This is a genomic window from Janthinobacterium sp. 344, assembly GCF_900112025.1.
In the GTDB taxonomy this organism is placed as follows: domain Bacteria; phylum Pseudomonadota; class Gammaproteobacteria; order Burkholderiales; family Burkholderiaceae_D; genus Janthinobacterium.
Genome location: NZ_FOKL01000004.1, coordinates 221,364 through 239,869, shown reverse-complemented (window position 1 = coordinate 239,869; position 18,506 = coordinate 221,364). Strand labels below are relative to the sequence as shown.

General features: G+C 66.7%; 13 protein-coding genes. 12 read left to right on the top strand and 1 reads right to left on the bottom strand.

The window, feature by feature from the left end; all coding sequences use genetic code 11:
- Positions 1-117 precede the first annotated feature (117 nt).
- The 12 genes from BM193_RS13385 (at position 118) to BM193_RS13330 (ending at position 16,051) form a co-directional block, all read left to right on the top strand.
- Positions 118-303 (top strand): hypothetical protein, encoded by a 186-nt coding sequence (locus BM193_RS13385; protein WP_092796488.1) that lies wholly within the window; start codon positions 118-120, stop codon positions 301-303.
- The gene (gene fabI, locus BM193_RS13380) at positions 300-1,067 is read left to right on the top strand and encodes an enoyl-ACP reductase FabI (RefSeq protein WP_092796486.1); all 768 of its coding nucleotides are present in this window, start codon (positions 300-302) and stop codon (positions 1,065-1,067) included. The genes BM193_RS13385 and fabI overlap by 4 nt, the downstream gene beginning before the upstream one ends.
- Before the next feature lie 10 nt (positions 1,068-1,077).
- On the top strand, positions 1,078-2,511 hold the full coding sequence (locus BM193_RS13375) for an efflux transporter outer membrane subunit (RefSeq protein WP_092796484.1): 1,434 nt from the start codon (positions 1,078-1,080) through the stop codon (positions 2,509-2,511).
- 17 nt (positions 2,512-2,528) lie between these two features.
- Entirely contained in the window at positions 2,529-3,602 is a 1,074-nt protein-coding gene (locus tag BM193_RS13370; protein ID WP_092796482.1) for an HlyD family secretion protein, read from the top strand.
- Entirely contained in the window at positions 3,599-6,346 is a 2,748-nt protein-coding gene (rbbA, locus tag BM193_RS13365) for a ribosome-associated ATPase/putative transporter RbbA (RefSeq protein ID WP_092796480.1), read from the top strand. Before BM193_RS13370 ends, rbbA begins: the two co-directional genes overlap by 4 nt.
- 1 nt (position 6,347) lies before the next feature.
- Positions 6,348-7,472, top strand: a complete 1,125-nt coding sequence (locus tag BM193_RS13360; RefSeq protein WP_092796478.1) for an ABC transporter permease — start codon at positions 6,348-6,350, stop codon at positions 7,470-7,472.
- Between the two features lie 102 nt (positions 7,473-7,574).
- A complete protein-coding gene (locus BM193_RS13355) occupies positions 7,575-9,815 on the top strand; it encodes a DUF3141 domain-containing protein (RefSeq protein ID WP_254786162.1) in 2,241 nt (746 codons plus the stop codon).
- Positions 9,816-9,824: 9 nt separating this feature from the next.
- Positions 9,825-11,240, top strand: a complete 1,416-nt coding sequence (locus BM193_RS13350; RefSeq protein WP_092796474.1) for a bifunctional enoyl-CoA hydratase/phosphate acetyltransferase — start codon at positions 9,825-9,827, stop codon at positions 11,238-11,240.
- Complete coding sequence (locus BM193_RS13345) at positions 11,237-12,454, top strand: acetate/propionate family kinase (protein ID WP_092796472.1); 1,218 nt, start codon at positions 11,237-11,239, stop codon at positions 12,452-12,454. Before BM193_RS13350 ends, BM193_RS13345 begins: the two co-directional genes overlap by 4 nt.
- A gap of 213 nt (positions 12,455-12,667) precedes the next feature.
- Positions 12,668-13,144 carry a hypothetical protein gene (locus BM193_RS13340; protein WP_092796470.1) on the top strand — a complete coding sequence of 159 codons (477 nt, stop codon included), beginning with the start codon at positions 12,668-12,670 and terminating at the stop codon, positions 13,142-13,144.
- 164 nt (positions 13,145-13,308) lie between these two features.
- A complete protein-coding gene (locus BM193_RS13335; protein WP_302847635.1) occupies positions 13,309-15,654 on the top strand; it encodes a DUF8189 domain-containing protein in 2,346 nt (781 codons plus the stop codon).
- Positions 15,655-15,685: 31 nt separating this feature from the next.
- Positions 15,686-16,051 carry a hypothetical protein gene (locus tag BM193_RS13330; protein WP_139176043.1) on the top strand — a complete coding sequence of 122 codons (366 nt, stop codon included), beginning with the start codon at positions 15,686-15,688 and terminating at the stop codon, positions 16,049-16,051.
- Between the two features lie 75 nt (positions 16,052-16,126).
- Here the strand turns inward: BM193_RS13330 and parC are convergent, their stop codons facing one another.
- Positions 16,127-18,481 (bottom strand): DNA topoisomerase IV subunit A, encoded by a 2,355-nt coding sequence (parC, locus tag BM193_RS13325; protein ID WP_092796466.1) that lies wholly within the window; start codon positions 18,479-18,481, stop codon positions 16,127-16,129.
- Positions 18,482-18,506: the final 25 nt, after the last annotated feature.

The window sequence follows — 18,506 nt, the reverse complement described above, 5'->3', positions numbered from 1 at the left end:
GGATGGGACTCTTCGTAAATCACGCGTCTAAATGCTGTAGAGTAATTTCGCCCGGTACCAGTCCACTTCCCCTGGCCTGATACTGGCCTCGAATTTTCAGTGACGGAAGCCAGATTCATGAAGATGCAGATCCCCGCGCCTGACGCATGCAGCACCCTCCATCCCGACACTCCCATCGTGCTGCCGTATGCGCGCGCCGGCGGCGTCACCCTCGCCACCTGCGCCGCCTCCATGTGCGCCGGCGCGGTGCAGTGCGTGAACGCCGCCACGCCGTGGCCCGCCCTGCTGCCGCATAAAGCATGACGGCGCCCTTGCAGGGCAAGCGCGGACTGGTGGTGGGCATCGCCAACGCGCAAAGCATCGCCTGGGGCTGCGCCAGCGCCTTGCGCGCGGCTGGCGCCGAACTGGCCGTCACCTGGCTCAATGACAAGGCGCGCCCGCACGTGGAGCCGCTGGCCCTGCAGGTGCAGGCGGCCATCATGGCGCCGCTCGACGTTTCCGTGCCGGGCCAGCTCGACGCCGTGTTCGCGCAGATCGAGCGGCAGTGGGGCAGCATCGATTTCGTCGTGCATTCCATTGCCTACGCGCCGAAGCAGGATCTGCACGGCAGGGTCACGGACAGTTCCGCCGATGGTTTCGCGCAGGCGATGGACATTTCCTGCCACTCCTTCATGCGCATGGCCAGGCTGGCCGAACCCCTGATGCCGCATGGCGGCAGCTTGATGACCATGAGTTACCTGGGCGCCGAGGAAGTCATCGCCGACTATGGCCTGATGGGGCCCGTGAAGGCGGCGCTGGAGTCATCGGTGCGCTACCTGGCGGCCGAACTGGGACCTGCCGGCATCCGCGTCAACGCCATCTCGCCGGGGCCACTGGAAACGCGGGCCGCGTCCGGCATTGCCCATTTCGACCGCCTGATGGCCGACGCCATCGCACGCTCGCCCCTGCGGCGCCTGGCCACCATCGAGGACGTGGGCGCGTTATGCGCCTTCCTCGCCGGCGACGGCGCGCGCGCCATCACGGGCGGCACCCTGTATGTCGATGGCGGCTACAACATTCTGAACTGACTGGAAGATGATGACCATGGCTGTTCCCGTTCTATCCCCGCGGGCCCGGATGGCCGCTCTGGCCGCCGGCATGCTGCTGGCCGGCTGCGCCTCGATGGCACCGCCGTACGCGCCACCGCCGCTGCCCGTGGCGGCGCAGTATCCGGAAAGCGATCGCGCCGGCGCGCCGGCGCCTGACATCGCCTGGCAAGCCTATTTTGCCGACGCGCGCCTGCAGGCCATGATCGCGCAGGCGCTGGCCAGCAACCGCGACATCCGCATCGCCGCCCTGCGCGTGGAAGAGGCACGCGCCGCGTATGGCATCCAGCGCGCGGAGCAGTTTCCCACCGTGGCCCTGGGCGCGGAAGGCAGCCGCACGCGCGTGCCTGGCGATTTGAGCCTGACGGGCCGTCCCATGACGGGCGCGCAATACCAGGTGGGCCTGAACGTGAGCGCCTGGGAGCTCGATTTCTGGGGCCGCGTGCGCAGCCTGAAGGACAGCGCGCTGCAAACCCTGCTGGCCAGCGACGAGGCGCGCCGCGCCGTCGGCGTGGCCCTGGTGGCGCAGGTGGCGAATGGCTATCTGGGCTTGCGCGAACTCGATGAGCGCGTGGCGCTGGCGCGCGCCACGGTCGACAGCCGCGCCGAATCGCTGCGCATCTTCACGCGCCGCTTTGAGGTGGGATCCATTTCCAAGCTGGACCTGACGCAGGTGGAAACCCTGCTCAGCCAGGCCCTGTCCCTGTCGGCCCAGCTGGAACAGGCGCGCGCCGTGCAGGCGCATGCGCTGGCGCAGCTGGTGGGCGGCCCCGTCGACCTGGCGCCCGACACGCGCCGCTTCGACGACGCCAGCGTGCTGCAGCCGCTGCATGCGGGCCTGCCCTCGGCTTTGCTCGTGCAGCGGCCCGACCTGGTGGCGGCCGAGCACCAGCTGCGCGCCGCGCAGGCGAATATCGGCGCCGCGCGCGCCGCCTTTTTTCCTACCATTTCACTGACGGCCGCCTATGGCACGGCCAGCGCGGAATTGAGCGGCCTGTTCGACTCGGGCAGCGGCGCCTGGAATTTCGCGCCGCGCCTGGTGCTGCCGATTTTTGACGCGGGCCGCATCCGCGCCAACCTGGACCTGGCCGAAGTGCGCCGCGACGTGGCCGTGGCGACTTACGAAAAAAGCGTGCAGGGCGCCTTCCGCGAAGTGGCCGATGCGCTGTCGAACCGGCGCTGGCTGGCGCTGCAGGTCGACATCGGCAAGACCACGCTGGCGGCGCAGAGCGAGCGCGCGCGCCTGGCCAAGCTGCGCTATGACAATGGCGCCGCGCCCTACCTGGAAGTGCTCGACGCCCAGCGCGACTTGCTGACGGTGGAACAGCAGCTGGTGCAGACGCGCCGCGCGCTGCTGTCCAGCCAGGTCAGCCTGTACGCCGCCCTGGGCGGCGGCGCCCCTGCAGCCGCCTCGTTCACCAATTAATTGCGATCGCCGATACCATGAATGTTCAACTGAAGAAAAAAATCATCCCCGCCGCGCTGGTCGTGGCCGTTCTCGTGCTGGGCTATGTGGCCTGGCAAAAAATGCGTCCCACGGGCCCCGGCGACGGTTTCGTCAGCGGCAATGGCCGCATCGAAGCGACCGAGATCGACGTCGCCACCAAGCTGGCCGGCCGGGTCAAGGAGATCCTCGTGCGCGAGGGCGACTTCGTCAAGGCGGGCCAGCCGCTGGCCACCATGCAGGTCGACTCCTTGACGGCGCAGCGCGACGAGGCGCGGGCGCGCCAGCAGCAGGCGTCCGATGCGGTGGTGGGCGCGCAGGCGCAGGTGGCCGTGCGCGAAAGCGACAAGGCGGCCGCGCTGGCCATGGTGGCGCAGCGCGAAAGCGAACTCGATGCGGCCAGGCGCCGCCTGGCGCGCTCCGAAACCCTGGCGAAAGAGGGCGCTTCCTCGGTGCAGGAACTCGACGACGACCGCGCCCGCGTGCGCAGCGTGGCGGCGGCCCTGAACGCGGCCAAGGCGCAAGTGACGGCGGCGCAGGCGGCCATCGACGCGGCAAAAGCGCAGGTGGTCGGTTCGCGTTCCGCCGTCGTGGCCGCCGAGGCGACCACGGCGCGCATCGATGCCGACCTGGCCGACGGCCAGCTGGCGGCGCCGCGCGACGGCCGCGTGCAATACCTGGTGGCGCAGCAGGGCGAGGTGCTGGCCGGCGGCGGCAAGGTGCTCAACCTGGTCGACCTGTCCGATGTCTACATGACTTTCTTCCTGCCAGAAACGGCGGCCGGCAAGGTGGCCCTGGGCGGCGAAGTGCGCATCATCCTCGACGCGGCGCCCAATTACGTGATCCCGGCGACGATCTCGTTTGTCGCCGCCAGCGCGCAGTTCACGCCGAAGACGGTGGAAACGGCCAGCGAACGGCAGAAACTGATGTTCCGCGTGAAGGCGCAGATCAGCCGCGAGCTGCTGCAAAAGCACCTGGCACTGGTCAAGGTGGGCTTGCCCGGCGTGGCCTGGGTGCGCCTCGATGCCAAGCAGGCATGGCCCGCTGAACTGACGGCGAAGGTTCCGCAGTGAGTGCACCGGCCACTTCCTTTGTTGTCAGCATCAAGGGCGTCAGCCAGCATTACGGCAAGACGGTGGCGCTCGACGCCATCGACCTGGACGTGCCGGCCGGGCGCATGGTGGGCTTGATCGGTCCCGATGGCGTGGGCAAATCGAGCCTGCTGTCGCTGGTGGCCGGCGCGCGCGCCGTGCAGCAGGGCACGGTCATGGCGCTGGGTGGCGACATGCAGGACGCGCGCCACCGCGACGATGTCTGTCCGCGCATCGCCTACATGCCGCAGGGCCTGGGCAAGAATCTGTATCCGACCCTGTCGGTCGAGGAAAACCTGCAGTTTTTCGCGCGCCTGTTCGGCCACGACGCGGCCGAACGCCGGCGCCGCATCGATCAATTAACCCTGAGCACCGGCTTGCACCCCTTCCTGGCGCGCCCGGCGGGCAAGCTGTCGGGCGGCATGAAGCAGAAACTGGGCCTGTGCTGCGCCCTGATCCACGATCCCGACCTGCTCATTCTCGACGAGCCGACCACCGGCGTCGATCCGCTGGCGCGCGCGCAGTTCTGGGACCTGATCGCCGGCATTCGCGTGCAGCGCCCGCAAATGAGCGTGATGGTGGCCACCGCCTACATGGACGAGGCGCAGCGCTTCGACTGGTTGGTCGCCATGGACGACGGCAAGGTACTCGACACGGGCACGCCGGCCGAACTGCTGGCGCGCACCGACAGCGGCAACCTGGAAGCGGCCTTCATCAAGCTGCTGCCCGAGGCCAAGCGCGCGGGCCACCAGCCCGTGATCATCACGCCGCTGGACGCGGCCAGCGCGCAGGACGTGGCCATCGAGGCCAAGGACCTGACCATGCGCTTCGGCGATTTCACGGCCGTCGACCATGTGAATTTCCGCATCGGCCGCGGCGAGATCTTCGGTTTTCTCGGTTCGAACGGCTGCGGCAAGTCGACCACCATGAAGATGCTCACGGGCCTGCTGCCGGCCACCGAGGGCAAGGCCTGGCTGTTCGGCAAGGAGGTCGATTCCAACGATATCGACACGCGCCGCAGGGTCGGCTACATGTCGCAGGCCTTTTCGCTGTACAGCGAACTGACGGTGCGCCAGAACCTGGTGCTGCACGCGCGCCTGTTCCACGTGCCGGCAGGCGAGATCCCCGCACGGGTCGACGAGATGGCGCAGCGTTTTGATTTGCGCGCCGTGATGGACGACTTGCCCGACAGCCTGCCGCTGGGCATCCGCCAGCGCCTGTCGCTGGCCGTGGCCATGGTGCACAAGCCGGAAATGCTGATCCTCGACGAGCCGACGTCCGGCGTCGACCCCATCGCGCGCGACAATTTCTGGCGCCTGATGATCGAGCTGGCGCGGCGCGACCACGTCACCATTTTCATTTCCACCCACTTCATGAACGAGGCCGAGCGCTGCGACCGCATCTCGCTGATGCATGCGGGTAAAGTGCTGGTCAGCGACGCGCCGGCCGAGCTGGTGAAAAAACGCGGCAGCGCCACGCTGGAAGACGCCTTCATTTCCTACCTGGAGGAGGCGGGCGGCGCCACGCCGCCCGAGGCGCAAAGCGCGCTGGCCACGCCTGCCGCCGAGGCGGCCAAAGCCGCGCCCGCGCATCATCGCAGCCGCTTCAGCCTGGGCCGCATGCTCAGCTACATGTGGCGCGAAACGCTGGAACTGCGGCGCGATCCCGTGCGCCTGACGCTGGCGCTGGGCGGCTCCGTGCTGCTGCTGTTCGTCATCGGCTTCGGCATCAGCCTGGACGTCGAAGACTTGACGTACGCGGTGCTCGACCACGACCAGACGACCCTGAGCCAGAATTACGCGAACAACCTGGCCGGCTCGCGCTACTTCATCGAGCGCCCGCCCCTGCGCGACTATGCCGATATCGACAAGCGCATGCGCAGCGGCGAGCTGTCGCTGGCCATCGAGATCCCGCCCGGCTTCGCGCGCGACGTGCAGCGCGGCGCGCCGGCCCAGGTGGGCGCGTGGATCGATGGCGCCATGCCGATGCGCGCGGAAACCGTGCAAGGCTACGTGCAGGGCATGCACCAGCTGTGGCTGGCCGACCAGGCGCTGCACCGCTACGGCATCACGATGAGCAACCCCGTCGCCATCGAGACGCGCTACCGCTACAACCCGGACGTGAAAAGCTTGCCGGCCATGGTGCCGGCCGTGATCCCCTTGTTGCTGCTGATGCTGCCGGCCATGCTGGCGGCGCTGTCCGTGGTGCGCGAAAAGGAACTGGGCTCCATCATCAACCTGTACGTGACGCCCGTCACGCGCCTGGAATTCTTGCTCGGCAAGCAGGTGCCGTACGTCGTGCTGGCCATGTTTAATTTCATCCTCATGGCCCTGCTGGCCGTCACCGCCTTCGGCGTGCCGATCAAGGGCAGCCTGCCGACCCTGATCGGCGCCACCTTCATCTTCAATATCTGCGCCACCGGCATCGGCCTGTTCGCCTCGACGTTTACGCGCAGCCAGATCGCGGCCCTGTTCGTGACCATGATCGGCACCATGATCCCGGCCATCCAGTTTTCCGGCCTGCTCAATCCCGTCTCGTCGATGGAGGGCGTGGGCAAGGCCATCGGCCTGATGTACCCGGCCACGCACATGCTCAACATCAGCCGCGGCGTGTTCAACAAGGCGCTGGGCTTCGGCGACCTGCACGCCTCGTTCTGGCCCTTGCTCATCGCCATTCCCGTGATCCTCGGCGTGACGGTGGCGCTGCTGAAGAAACAGGAGAGCTGATTTGCGACACCTTGAAAACATCTACCGCCTGGGCGTGAAGGAAATCTGGAGCCTGATCCGCGACCCGATGATGCTGATCCTGATCCTCTACACCTTCACGTTGGCCATCTACGTGGCCGCCACGGCCAAGCCGGAAACCCTGCACATGGCCTCGATCGCCATCGTCGACGAGGATGGCTCGCCCCTGTCCGGGGGCATCGCCTCGGCCTTCTTCCCGCCGCAGTTCACGCCGCCGGCCATGATCAACCAGAGCCAGGTCGACGCGGGCCTCGACGCGGGCCAGTACACCTTCGTGCTGACGATCCCGCCCAAGCTGCAGGCCGACGTGCTGGGCGGGCGCCAGGCGGAGCTGCAGCTGAACGTGGACGCCACGCGCATGAGCCAGGCCTTCAGCGGCAGCGGCTACATCCAGCAGATCGTCGCCGGCGAAATCTCCGAATTCGCCAAGCGCTACCGGGGCGCGACGGCTTCGCCGGTGGAACTGGTGATGCGCGCGCGCTTCAATCCTTCGCTGAGCCAGGCCTGGTTTGGCTCGCTGATGGAAATCATCAACCAGGTGACGATGCTGTCGATCATCCTGACGGGGGCGGCCCTGATCCGCGAGCGCGAACACGGCACCATCGAGCATCTGCTGGTGATGCCCGTGACGCCGGCCGAAATCATGCTGGGCAAGGTCTGGTCGATGGGCCTGGTGGTGCTGCTGGCCGCCGCGCTGTCGCTGAATCTGGTGGTGCGCGGCATGCTGCATGTGCCCATCGAGGGTTCCATCGCCCTGTTCCTGTGCGGCGCGGCGCTGCACCTGTTTGCCACCACCTCGATGGGCATTTTTCTCGCCACCGTGGCGCGCAGCATGCCGCAGTTCGGCATGCTCTTGATCCTCGTGCTGCTGCCGCTGCAGATGCTCTCGGGCGGCAGCACGCCGCGCGAAAGCATGCCGCAGCTGGTGCAGAACATCATGCTGATCGCGCCCACCACGCACTTCGTCGAATTGAGCCAGGCGATTCTCTACCGCGGTGCCGGTATCGACGTGGTGTGGAAGCCCTTCCTGGCCCTGCTGGCGATCGGCACGGCCCTGTTCACGTTTGCCCTTGCCCGTTTTCGCAAGACCATCAGCCAGATGGCGTAGACCCCGCGCCGGAATGGTCCGGCGCTTGTACGCATGAAAAGGATAGCCATGACAACCGAAGCTGCACCATTTTTCTCCACCGGCGGCCTGCCGCCGCTGGGCATGCTGGGCGACTATGCGCGCGACTCCTGGCAGCGCATCGTGCTGTACGCGGACGTGATGCGCCGCCGCGGCAACCAGTACCAGGAGCACCTGGCCGAGGAAGTGCCGAACGTGCTCGATTTTCCCGCCGAACTGGTGATGTCCGGCCTGGAGCTGGCGCGTCCCGTCAACTACGGCCTGGCGCGCATCCTGACGCCCGACGCGCCGGAACCCGATCCGACCAGGCGGCCGTTCGTCGTCGTCGATCCGCGCGCCGGCCACGGCCCCGGCATCGGCGGCTTCAAGGCGGAAAGCGAGATCGGCGTGGCCCTGCGCGCCGGCCACCCGTGCTATTTCATCGGCTTCCTGCCCGACCCCGTGCCCGGGCAGACGGTGGAGGACGTGATGCATGCGGAGGCGGCCTTCCTGGAAAAGGTCATCGCCCTGCATCCGCACAGCGAAGGCAAGCCTGTCGTCATCGGCAATTGCCAGGCCGGCTGGCAAATCCTCATGACGGCCGCCATGCGCCCGGACCTGTTCGGCCCCATCATCGTCGCCGGCGCGCCCGTGTCCTACTGGGCCGGCTGGCATGGCCGCAATCCGATGCGCTATTCGGGCGGCCTGATGGGCGGCAGCTGGGCGACGGCGCTGGCGGGCGACCTGGGCAACGGCCGTTTCGACGGCGCCAGCCTGGTGCAGAATTTCGAGAACCTGAACCCGGCCAACACCCTGTGGAGCAAGCAGTACAACCTGTACGCGAACATCGACACGGAAGCGCCGCGCTACCTGGAATTTGAAAAATACTGGGGCGGCCACGTCTTCCTGAACGACGTCGAGATGCAGTACATCGTCGACAACCTGTTCATCGGCAACCGCCTCGCCACGGCCGAACTGATCACCTCCGACGGCGTGCGCCTGGACTTGCGCAATATCCGCTCGCCCATCGTCGTGTTCTGCTCGAACGGCGACAACATCACGCCGCCGCCGCAGGCGCTGGGCTGGATCACGGACCTGTACCGCGACGACAACGATGTGCTGATGCACGACCAGACCATCGTGTATGCCGTGCATGACAGCATCGGCCACCTGGGCATCTTCGTTTCGGCCAAGGTGGGGCGCAAGGAACACCAGAAATTCGCCAGCAATATCGACCTGATCAACCTGCTGCCGGCCGGTATCTACCAGGCGCTGATCGTCGACAAGACGCCCGACACGCCGAACGCCGACCTGGCCAGCGGCGACTATGTGCTGCAGGTGGAGCGCCGCGGCATCGAGGACGTGCGCGCCATCGTGCAGCCGAGCGTGGAAAACGACCGCAAGTTCGCCGCCGCCGCGCGCGTCTCCGAAGTGAACCTGGCGCTGTACCGCACCTTCGCGCAGCCGTGGGTGCGCGCCATGGTGACGCCGCAGACGGCGCGCTTGCTGCAGCTGTCGCATCCGCTGCGCGTGTCGTACGAGCGCTGGACCGACCATAATCCGCTGGCCAGGCTGGTGGCGAAAGAGGCGGAAAAAGTGCGCGCCCAGCGCCAGCCGGTGGCGCCAGATAATCCTTTGCTGGCCATGCAGGAGGCGGTGTCCGGCGCCATCACGGCGGGCCTGAACAGCTGGCGCGACTGGCGCGACAGCGTGCAGGAAGCCACCTTCGACATGGTGTACGGCTCGCCGCTGGTGCAGGCCCTGACGGGGCAAAGCCCCGGCGACGCCAAGCCGCCGCGCCCGCATCCTGGCATCTCGCCCGAGCATTGCGAATACGTGCGCTGCGAAACGCGCAAGATGGACGAAGACATGGAAAGGGGCGGCCTGGTGGAAGCGGCCGTGCGCGCGCTGTTCTATATCTACCGCTTCCGCATGATCGCCGATGAGCGCCGGGTCAACCTGGCGCTCAAATTGATCAAGCCGCAGTACCGGCAGGATGTCAGCATGGAGGAATTCCGCCACATCGTGCGCCAGCAGGCGCGCCTGATGATGCATGATTTCGACGCCGCCGTCGCCGCCTTGCCGACCTTGCTGTCGCGCGCCGATCCGGAATCGATCCATGCGCTGGCCGACTGGCTGCAGCAAGTGCTGCAAGTGCCCGAAGCGCCGACGCCGGACGAGGAAGCGAGCCTGCAGCAGATGCAGGGCGTCTTCGAGCGCGCCGCCAGGGCGCAAGCCAAAACGCAGGACAAGGTGCAGCCGCCCGCCGTGGCAGAAGCGCAGCGTGAACCTGTCGCGACGGCGAAGCCCACAGCCACATCCGCCAAGAACATAACCACTGCCTAGAAGGCCAAGATGACCACCACCCAAGACGATGATTTGAATATCGTGCGCAACCGCACCTTCGAGCAGATCGCCATCGGCGATACCGCCAGCATCACGCGCACCCTGAGCATGGACGATATCGCCCTGTTCGCGGTGATGTCGGGCGACGACAATCCGCAGCACCTGGATGCGGAATTTGCCGCCTCCAGCCGCTACCAGGGCGTGATCGCGCATGGCATGTGGGGCGCGGCCCTGATTTCCGCCGTGCTGGGCACGCGCCTGCCCGGCGCGGGCACCGTTTACACGGGCCAGACCCTGCGCTTCCTGCAGCCCGTGCGCGTGGGCGATACCCTGGCCATCAGCGTCACCGTGACGGCGCTGGAGCCGCGCAGCCGCCACGTGACCCTGGCCTGCCGCTGCGTCAACCAGCATGGCGCCGTGGTGCTGGACGGCGAGGCGCAGGTGATCGCGCCGGCCGAGCAGATCGAACGCCAGCGCGCCACCCTGCCCGAAGTGCGCCTGCATAACGGCGACGGCACGCGCCGCCTGCTGGAGCATGCGCGCACCTTGGGTCCCATCAAGGTGGCCGTGGTCCACCCTTGCGATGAACTGAGCCTGTCGGGCGCGCTCGACGCCTATGCGGCTGGCCTGATCATTCCCGTGCTGGTGGCGCCGCGCGCGCGCCTGGAAGCCGTGGCGGCCGAAGCGGGCCTGAGCCTGGATGGCATCGCCATCGAGGACGTCGAGCATAGCCATGCGGCGGCCGCGCGCGGCGCCGAACTGGCGGGCCAGGGCGAAGTGGAGGCCTTGATGAAAGGCAGCCTGCACACGGATGAACTGATGTCGGCCGTGCTGGCCGCCAGCGCCGGCCTGCGCACCAAGCGCCGCATCAGCCACTGCTTCCTGATGCAGACACCCGCGTATCCGCGTCCGTTCATCATCACGGACGCCGCCATCAATATCGCGCCGAACCTGGCCATGAAGGCCGACATCGTGCGCAACGCCATCGACCTGGCGCACGTGATCGGCGTGGCCCAGCCGCGCGTGGCCATCCTGGCCGCCGTGGAAACGGTGAATGCCGACATGCCGGCGACCCTGGACGCGGCCGCGCTGTGCAAGATGGCCGACCGGGGCCAGATCACGGGCGCCATCCTCGATGGCCCGCTGGCTTTTGATAATGCCGTGTCGATCGCCGCCGCCACCGTCAAGGGCATCGTCTCCGAGGTGGCGGGGCGCGCCGACATTTTGCTGGTGCCGGACCTGGAAAGCGGCAATATGCTGGCCAAGCAGCTCGAATACATGGGCGACGCGGACAGCGCCGGCATCGTGCTGGGCGCGAAGGTGCCCGTCATCCTCACCAGCCGCGCCGATTCGCGCGCCAGCCGCATCGCCTCGTGCGCCATCGCCGTGATGCTGGCCAACCATTACCGGAGCACGCCGCCATGAACGCCGCCGTCCAACTTGCCGATGGCAGCCTGATCCTGGTGCTCAATTGCGGTTCCTCCAGCATCAAGTTCGCCCTGTTCGAGCAGGCCGGCGGCGTGCTGCCGCAGCAGGCCGAATGGAGCGGCAAGGTCGAAGGCATCGGCCGCGAAAGCGCCAGCTACCGCGCCGGCGGCCAGCCGGCAGAGGCCTTGCCGCTGGACCCCGCGCAGCCGCACCATGCGGCCCTGGCGCACATCCGCGAGAAAGTCGTGGAACGCCTGGCGGGCCGTCCGCTGCGCGCCGTGGCGCACCGCGTGGTGCATGGCGGCAGCAAGTATTTCGCCCCCGTGCGCATCGATTTCAGCGTATTGGCGGACCTGAAAAGCTTCGTGCCGCTGGCGCCGCTGCATCAGCCGTTCGCGCTGGAGGCGATCGAGGTGCTGCTGGAATCGCGTCCCGATATCGCCCAGGTGGCCTGCTTCGACACGGCCTTCCATCACACGGTGCCGCAGGTCGAGCAGATGCTGGCCCTGCCGTACGATGCGTGGGAGCGGGGCTTGCGCCGCTATGGCTTCCACGGCCTGTCGTATGAATACCAGTCGCTGGTGCTGGAGCGGCGCTTCGGCGCCGTGGCGCGCGGCAAGGTCATCGTCGCCCACCTGGGCAGCGGCGCCAGCCTGTGCGCCATGGAGAACCTGCACAGCGTGGCCACCACCATGGGCTTTTCCGCGCTCGACGGCCTGATGATGGGCACGCGCTGCGGTTCGCTCGACCCGGGCGCCGTCATCTACCTGATGGAAATCGAAAAGCTGTCGCTGGAAAAAGTGGCGCACGTGCTGTACCACGAGTCGGGCTTGCTGGGCGTCTCGGGCGTGTCGGCCGATCCGCCCATCCTGCTGGCGCAGCAGGACCGGCAGGATGCGACGGGTGAGCGCATCCGCGCCGCGCTGGCGTTATATATCCGCCGCATCGTGCGCGAGATCGGCGCGCTGACGGCCGTGCTGGGCGGGCTGGACATGCTGGTATTTACGGCCGGTATCGGCGAGCACAGCGCGGAGCTGCGCCAGCGCATCTGCGCCGAACTGGGCTTCATCGGCCCCGTGCTCGACGGCGAGGCGAATGCGCGCAACGCCAGCCGCATTTCCAGCGCCGCCAGCCGCATCGTGGTGGGGGTGGAGCCGGCCAACGAGGAGTGGGTGGCGGCCCGCCACGCGGCGCTGGCCGTGAGTGCATGAGGGCCAGACACGCTGAGGCGCTCGCGGGGAAATTTGCCGAATTGCACATATTTCCCGTTGAGTGCGCTAACGCACTGTGTGGTTTCCACTTTATCTTTACTATGAAGTCATGCCATCGCGTTGCTGACAACAACAGCGCGATGCCTGGCAAATTTGGAACATTTTGCCCGCCTTTAGTAAAAATAACTCGAATCCATATTGAAAGGTCACATCATGAACAAATTACTCGCCGCCCTGATCGCCACCCTGTTTGCTACCGCCGCTTTCGCTCAAACCGCACCAGCGACGGAAGCCGTCGTGAAAGCCCAGGCTTCCGCGCAAAAAGACGTCAACAAGGCTGTCAACAAGGAAGCCAAAGTCGATGCCAAGGCTGACGCCAATGTCGCCAAGGCAGAAATGAAAGCCGACGACAAGAAAGCCGACGCCCAGCACAAGGCCAACAAGACCAAGGCCAAGGCTCACGACAAAGTGGCCGACGCCGATCCGGAAGACAAAATGAAAGCGGAAGCCAAGGCGGATAAAACCGCTGCCAAGGCCGATGCGAAAGCGCACAAGGCTGCCGTGAACGCCAACGCCAAGGTCGCCAAGGAAAAAGTGGAAGCGAACGCCGACAAAGCCATCGCCGCCACCAAGACCGAAGAAGCCAAGGCCAAGGCCGACGCTGAAGTCAAGGCCGCCGCCGCCAAGTAATTCCACGTTTGCGGGCTGCGGCCCGCAAATCCAAAAGACAGCTTCGGCTGTCTTTTTTTTCGTCGGTCACTTTTCACGGGTGTCGCTTGCCAGTTTTGATCTGGCGCAAATGCTCCTCTTTTCGCCATGCCATAGTGACTTGGCAAATCGACGAAGGAGACATCATGAGCACCCCTAAAACGAAAAAGACACCGGCCACCGGTTCCGCCGCGGGCATGCCCGCCACGTCTTCCATGCTGCCCATGCCGGTTGAAGGCGACATGCAGGCAGTTGGCGGTACCACGGATGGCGGCGATGCCATGCCCGGACAGCGTCCGGGCGTGTCGTACGCGGATCAGGCGGCCGGCGAGGCGGCAGGCGGCATGCCCGGCGGCGGCATGCCGCAGGAACAGGCATCGCAGGGCATGGCGGGAAGCAGTAACATGCCCGCGCATGCCGGCGGCATGGGGACGGAACACGACGGCGAGCGCGGCGGAAGTGGCGGAAGTGGCGGCAGTGGCGGCGGCATGGGCGGCGCTGGCGGTGGCGGGCAGGGGGGCGGCACGCCGCAAGTGCGCACCTGCGCGACGATGGACGTGCATCGCCGCCTGCTGAGCGAAGACCCCGCCTATGCGAGCGTGCGCGACGAGATCGAGAACTTGGCCGGCCTGTACGAGGCCGACGGCGGCATCGCCGGGCGCTCGGGCGTGACGCAGATACCGGTGGTGGTGCACGTGGTGTGGAACACGGCCGCGCAGAATATCTCGGATGCGCAGATCGCCAGCCAGATCGATGTGCTCAACCGCGATTACCGGCGCACGAACGCCGATGTGGGCAGCACGCCGGCGCCCTTCCTGCCACTGACGGCCGATGCGCGCGTGGAATTCGCGCTGGCCACGACCGATCCGAATGGCGCGGCCAGCAGCGGCATCGAGCGGCGGCAGACGACGGTGACCTCGTTTGGCGCCGACGACGCCGTCAAATCGCAGGCGACGGGCGGCATGAATGCCTGGCCGGCCGACACCTACCTGAATATCTGGGTCTGCCAGCTGGGTGGCGGCTTGCTCGGCTACGCGCAGTTTCCCGGTGGCCCGGCCGCGACCGACGGCGTGGTGATCCTGCAATCGGCCTTCGGCACCATCGGCACGGCCGCGCCGCCGTTCCACCTGGGACGCACGGCCACGCACGAAGTGGGGCACTGGCTCAACCTGAACCATATCTGGGGCGACGATGGCACCGGTTGTTCGGGCACGGACAACGTGGCCGATACGCCCAACCAGGGCGGGCCGAATACGGGCACGCCATCGTTCCCGCACGTTTCCTGCAGCAACGGGCCGAATGGCGACATGTTCATGAACTACATGGATTACGTGGACGATCCCGCCATGTTCATGTTCACCACGGGGCAGGTGGCGCGCATGCAGGCTTGCCTCGATGGCCCGCGCGCCAGCATCGGCACGGGTGGCGGCGGCGGTGGTGCCACGCCGCGCCAGAGTTCTTCGCCCGTGGTGGCCTGGGGCGCCAACCGCCTCGACGTATTCGTGCTGGGCACCGACCGCGCGCTGTACCACAAGGCCTGGAATGGCACGGCCTGGGCGCCGTCCGTCACCGGCTATGAGGGACAGGGCGGCATCTGTACCAGCGCGCCGCAAGTGGTGTCGTGGGCGCCGAACCGGCTCGATGTGTTCGTCACGGGCACGGACAGCGGCTTGTTCCACAAGTGGTGGAATGGCACGGCCTGGGGCCCCTCGCTGACGGGCTATGAAGCCATGGGCGGCCTGTGCGTGGGCGATCCGCGCGCCGTGGCCTGGGGCCCGAACCGGCTGGACGTGTTTGTCGTCGGCACGGACCGCGCCCTGTATCACAAGTGGTGGAATGGCGCCGCCTGGGGGCCGTCCTTGACGGGCTATGAAGCCATGGGCGGCATTTGCCTGGGCCAGCCCGAAGCCGTGGCGTGGGGACCGAACCGGCTCGATGTCTTCGTCATCGGTACCGACCATGCGCTGTACCACAAATGGTGGAACGGCACGGCCTGGGGACCGTCGCTGACGGGCTATGAACGGCTGGGCGGCATCTGCACCTCGTCGCCCAAAGTGGTGGCATGGGGGCCGAACCGTCTCGACGTGTTTGTGACGGGCACCGACGGCGCGCTGTACCACAAGTGGTGGGATGGGGCGAAGTGGGGCCCGTCCGTCGACGGTTTCGAGCGCCTGGGCGGCATCTGCGTGGGCGAGGTGGAAGCCGTCTCGTGGGCCGCCAACCGGCTCGACGTCTTCGTCATCGGCACGGACAGCGCCTTGTACCACAAGGCGTGGAATGGCTCGGCCTGGACGCCATCGGTGACGGGCTTTGAAAGCCTGGGCGGCATCTGCACTTCGCGTCCGCGCGCCACGGCGTGGGCGGCCAACCGCCTCGACGTCTTTGTCACGGGCACGAATGGCGCCCTGTTCCACAAGGCGTGGAACGGCACGGCCTGGTCGCCTTCCGTCACCGGCTATGAAAGCCTGGGCGGCGTGGTATCGTGCTTCTGAGGAAGGTGAGGAAGATGAGGGAGGGATGGCCATGCACGACATGACAGGCGCGCTGCCTGAAGGCAGCTGGACGCACTCGTTCGAGGAAGATGCGGATGGCATCGAGGTGTACCGGCCCACGGCCACGTTCGCCTTTCCACCCAGCCGCAAGGGACGCAAGGTGCTGGAGTTCGGCACGGACAACGGCGCGATGGCGGGCGCCAGCGCCACCCTGACGTCGATGGCGCCAGGCCCCGACGACCGCCCCCGCGCCGCGCCGGCCGCGCCACTGCAGCCGCTGGGCATGGGCCGGTATGCCCTGGCCGGCACGCCGGCGGCGCCGCGCGAGGTGATTGAAATCGTCGAGGCGACGCCGCAGATCCTGCGCCTGGCGCGGCGCCAGGAGGACAAACGCTAGCACGCCATGTCGGCCCGGCGAAAAAAAAAGACAGGCAAGCCTGTCTTTTTTTACGAGCGTACTTTTAGCGCATCATCAGCCGATGGCCGCCATCGATACAGGCTTCAATTTCGCCGCCAGCTGCTTGCCCTTGCGCGCGCGCTTGCCGAAGTGGTCGGCCAGCGCGGTGGCGCCCAGCGACGCATCCTGCGGTTTCGATGCCCGGCCGATGCCGGAAACCACCACGCCGCGCTGCGTGATCGGCTGCACGGCCAGCAGCTTGTCCTTGCCTTCCAGGTCGATCAGCTTCACGCCCGTGCCGCCCTTGGACAGGGTTTTCATTTCATCGAGGCCGAACACCAGCAGGCGCGCGCCTTCCGTCAGGCAGGCCACGGCGCTGGCTGCATCCGGGATGACTTTCGGTTCGAGCGGCACGTCGCCCTCGTCCAGCGAGATGAAGGCCTTGCCGCCTTTCAGCCGGCTGACCATGTCGCCCGCCTTGGCGATGAAACCGTAGCCGGCGCTCGACGCCAGCAGCAGGCTGGTGGCGCCATTGCCCGCAAAGTAATGCAGGATGCGCACGGCATTGCCCGGCGTGCCGCCGCTCAGGTCGCACAAGGTGGTGATCGGCACGCCGTCGCCGCGCGCGTTGGGCAGCGCCGAGACGGGAACGGAATAGATCTTGCCGTTGTTGCCAAAGCCCAGCAGGGTGTCGACCGTGCGGCATTCGAACGCGCCATGCAGGGAATCTCCCGCCTTGAACGTGAATTGCGCCGCATCGTGGCCGATGCCGGTGCGCGCGCGCACCCAGCCTTTTTCCGAAATGATGACGGTGACGGGTTCGTCGACCACCTTCTGCTCGGCCACGGCCTTTTGCGCTTCCTCGATCAGGGTACGGCGCGCGTCGCCGAACTGCTTGGCGTCCGCGTCGATCTCGCGGATGATGGCGCGCTTCATCGAGCCGGGGTTGTCGAGCAGGTCCTGCAGCGACTTTTCTTCCTTGCGCAGCTCGGCCAGTTCCTGCTGGATCTTGATCGTTTCCAGGCGTGCCAGCTGGCGCAGGCGGATTTCCAGGATATCGTCGGCCTGGCGCTCGGACAGCTTGAACGCCTCGATCAGGGCCGCCTTCGGTTCATCCGAATTGCGGATGATCTGGATCACCTTGTCGATATTGAGCAGGATCGCTTCGCGGCCTTCCAGGATATGGATGCGGTCCTTGACCTTGCCCAGTTTGTAGCCGGTGCGGCGCGTGACGGTCTCGAAGCGGAAATCGATCCACTCGCGCAGGATGTCGCCCAGGCCCTTCTGGCGCGGACGGCCATCGCCGCCGATCATCACCAGGTTGATCGAGGTCGACGATTCCAGCGACGTGTGCGCCAGCAGCATCAGCATGAATTCCGTCTGGTCCTGGTTCTTCGACTTCGGCTCGAACACCAGGCGCACGGGCGCGGCGCGGCCCGATTCGTCGCGGATGGTATCGAGCGAATTGAGGATCAGCGCCTTCAGGGCCACCTGTTCCGGCGACAAGGCTTTCTTGCCCAGCTTGATCTTCGGATTCGTCAGTTCCTCGATTTCCTCCAGCACCTTTTGCGACGAGGTACCGGGCGGCAGTTCCGTGACGACGGCTTGCCACTGGCCGCGCGCCAGTTCCTCGATCTTCCAGCGCGCGCGCACTTTCATGCTGCCACGGCCGCTTGCGTACATGTCGGCGATCTGCGAAGGCGGCGTGATGATCTGGCCGCCGCCGGGGAAGTCGGGGCCGGGGATGATGGCCATCAGTTCGGCGTGCGTGATTTTCGGATCGCGGATCATGGCGACGGCCGCCTTGGCCACTTCCGTCAGGTTGTGCGACGGGATTTCCGTCGCCAGGCCCACGGCGATGCCGGAGGCGCCGTTCAGCAGCACCATCGGCAGGCGTGCCGGCAGCAGCTTCGGTTCTTCCGTCGAACCGTCGTAATTGGGCTGGAAGTCCACCGTGCCCATGCCGATTTCATCCATCAGCAGCTTGGCGATCGGCGTCAGACGCGCTTCCGTGTAGCGCATGGCCGCCGCGCCGTCGCCGTCGCGCGAGCCGAAGTTGCCCTGGCCATCGATCAGCGGGTAGCGCAAGGAGAAATCCTGCGCCATGCGCACCAGCGCGTCGTACACGGACTGGTCGCCGTGCGGGTGCAATTTACCCAGCACGTCGCCGACCACGGCCGCCGATTTGCGCGGCTTCGCCGTGGAGTTGAGACCCAGCTCATTCATCGCATACAGGATGCGGCGCTGCACGGGCTTCTGGCCATCGCAGACGTCGGGCAGGGCGCGGCCCTTGACCACCGAAATGGCGTAGTCGAGGTAGGCGCGCTCGGCAAAGGTGGACAGGGTCAGCGCTTCGCCGTCGAATACCGGTTCATCCGGCTCGATCGGCTCAGGCTGGGCATCGTCAAATAAATTGGTTTGTGTGGACATGGCGCTTGTTTCAGTATGAAGTAGT

Bases quoted from the DNA above. Each gene is read 5' to 3' on its own strand.
- BM193_RS13385 (WP_092796488.1), top strand. From the start codon at position 118: ATGAAGATGCAGATCCCCGCGCCTGACGCATGCAGCACCCTCCATCCC.
- fabI (WP_092796486.1), top strand. From the start codon at position 300: ATGACGGCGCCCTTGCAGGGCAAGCGCGGACTGGTGGTGGGCATCGCC.
- BM193_RS13375 (WP_092796484.1), top strand. From the start codon at position 1,078: ATGACCATGGCTGTTCCCGTTCTATCCCCGCGGGCCCGGATGGCCGCT.
- BM193_RS13370 (WP_092796482.1), top strand. From the start codon at position 2,529: ATGAATGTTCAACTGAAGAAAAAAATCATCCCCGCCGCGCTGGTCGTG.
- BM193_RS13355 (WP_254786162.1), top strand. From the start codon at position 7,575: ATGCTGGGCGACTATGCGCGCGACTCCTGGCAGCGCATCGTGCTGTAC.
- BM193_RS13350 (WP_092796474.1), top strand. From the start codon at position 9,825: ATGACCACCACCCAAGACGATGATTTGAATATCGTGCGCAACCGCACC.
- BM193_RS13345 (WP_092796472.1), top strand. From the start codon at position 11,237: ATGAACGCCGCCGTCCAACTTGCCGATGGCAGCCTGATCCTGGTGCTC.
- BM193_RS13340 (WP_092796470.1), top strand. From the start codon at position 12,668: ATGAACAAATTACTCGCCGCCCTGATCGCCACCCTGTTTGCTACCGCC.
- BM193_RS13335 (WP_302847635.1), top strand. From the start codon at position 13,309: ATGAGCACCCCTAAAACGAAAAAGACACCGGCCACCGGTTCCGCCGCG.
- BM193_RS13330 (WP_139176043.1), top strand. From the start codon at position 15,686: ATGCACGACATGACAGGCGCGCTGCCTGAAGGCAGCTGGACGCACTCG.
- parC (WP_092796466.1), bottom strand. From the start codon at position 18,481: ATGTCCACACAAACCAATTTATTTGACGATGCCCAGCCTGAGCCGATC.